We start from the raw sequence: 1,548 nt of genomic DNA, 5'->3' as shown, positions 1-1,548 counted from the left end.
GGACGCGGTGCAGGTCCTCGGGGACCGGGCGGCCGGCGGCGGTGCGTTCGGCGGCGTAGTCGCCGAGCATGCGGGCGAGTTCGGCGTCGCCGCGGGCCCGGCGGGCCAGGTCCGCGACCCTGTCGACGGGGACGCCGGTGAACAGGCACTTCAGGACGGCGTGCCGCCACGGGTGGGGGGCCAGGTGCCGGGCGGCGTACGGTCCGACGGCCGCGGCGATCAGCCGGGTGTCGTTGGTGCGCAGGGCGTCCTCGACGAGTGGCACCGCCTCCGGGCCGGGCNNGGCGGCACCGCAGCGGCGGCCGGCCTCGGCCAGACGCAGCTCCCACACGGAGAGGGGGCCGTGGGTGCCGGGGCGCGCGGCAGCCTCGTCCAGCGCCCGGTCGAGCCAGTCACGGGCCTGCGGGGACAGACGGGCGGCCAGGGCGGTGCGCAGCTCGTCCAGGGGGGTGAGGGCGAGTGCGGTGCCGGCCGTGGAGGTGCCCGGGAGGTCCTGCGGGTGGGTCATCGGCTGCTCCCTTCACATGTGGCCGCCCGGCGGGGGAAGGACGCCGCCCGGCGAAGGAAGGACAGGGAGAGGTCGGCGTGGTGCGGACCGGCGTGGGAGTGGCGGGGCAGTTCCACGACGGTCAGGCCCCGGTAGCCGGTGGCGGCCAGGGCCTCGAGGACCGGCGGGAAGTCGATCTCGCCGTCCCCGAAGGGCAGGTGTTCGTGGACGCCGCGGCGCATGTCCTCGATCTGGACGTGCCTGAGCCAGGGCGCGGCGGCGCGGACGCAGTCGGCGGGCGGAAGCGGCTCGAGGCACTGGCAGTGGCCGATGTCGAGGGTCAGGCCGAGGTGCTCGGGGTCGCCGAGCAGGCGGCGCAGACGGTGGAAGTCGGCGAGGGTGGCGAGGAGGTGTCCCGGCTCGGGTTCCACGGCGAGGGGGACACCGGCGGCCCCGGCCGCGTCCAGGACGGGGGTGAGGGACTCGGTCAGCCGCTTCCACGCGGTGTCCCGGTCGGTGCCGGGCGGGGTGACGCCGCTGAAGCAGTGCACGGCGTGGGCGCCCAGGTCGGCGGCGACCCGTACGGCGCGCAGCAGCAGGTCGGTGCGCCGGGCGCGGTCCTCGGGGTCGGCGTCGAGGAGGGAGGGGCCGTGCTTGCGGCGCGGGTCGAGCACATAGCGGGCGCCCGTCTCCACGGTGACCTCGAGGCCGAGCGCGTCCAGCCGGTGCGCGACCCGGCGGGTGCGGTCGGCCAGGTCGGGGGCGAGCGGGTCGAGGTGCATGTGGTCGAGGGTCAGTCCCACCCCGTCGTAGCCGAGGTCGGCGAGCAGGGCGAGGGCGTCGTCGAGGNNGGGCCGCCGTGAGCAGGGCCGTCGCCGGTGCGCCCGCCCGGGCGGCCAGGGCGGCCTGGAGCGGGATCAGGGCGCGGATGCCGCCGCCGACGGCGCGCCGGGTGAGCGGCGGCGAGGGGTTGAGGGCGGCGTGGGCGAGGGGGCGGGCGGCGGTGGCGGCGTAGCCGAACGCCAGGGCCGCGCGGAGCATCCCGCCGGGCGGTGCGGAGG

2 protein-coding genes and 1 pseudogene are annotated in these 1,548 nt (G+C 78.0%); all 3 read right to left on the bottom strand.

Annotated features, from left to right (window positions below; all coding sequences use genetic code 11):
* Positions 1 to 508 (bottom strand): EboA domain-containing protein (locus tag CCN35_RS25030; RefSeq protein WP_086794428.1); only part of this gene is annotated, 508 nt, incomplete at its 3' end.
* Entirely contained in the window at positions 505 to 1,317 is an 813-nt protein-coding gene (locus CCN35_RS25025) for a sugar phosphate isomerase/epimerase family protein (protein ID WP_425444325.1), read from the bottom strand. The genes CCN35_RS25025 and CCN35_RS25030, both read right to left, overlap by 4 nt.
* Positions 1,307 to 1,548, bottom strand: a pseudogene (locus tag CCN35_RS30300) (SCO3242 family prenyltransferase); the annotation flags it as partial. The gene CCN35_RS25025 and the pseudogene CCN35_RS30300, both read right to left, overlap by 11 nt.

This window comes from Streptomyces thermovulgaris (genome assembly GCF_002155915.1).
Lineage (GTDB): Bacteria > Actinomycetota > Actinomycetes > Streptomycetales > Streptomycetaceae > Streptomyces > Streptomyces thermovulgaris.
Note: the sequence above shows the minus strand (reverse complement) of the source record. Positions and strands in the feature narration are given on the sequence as shown.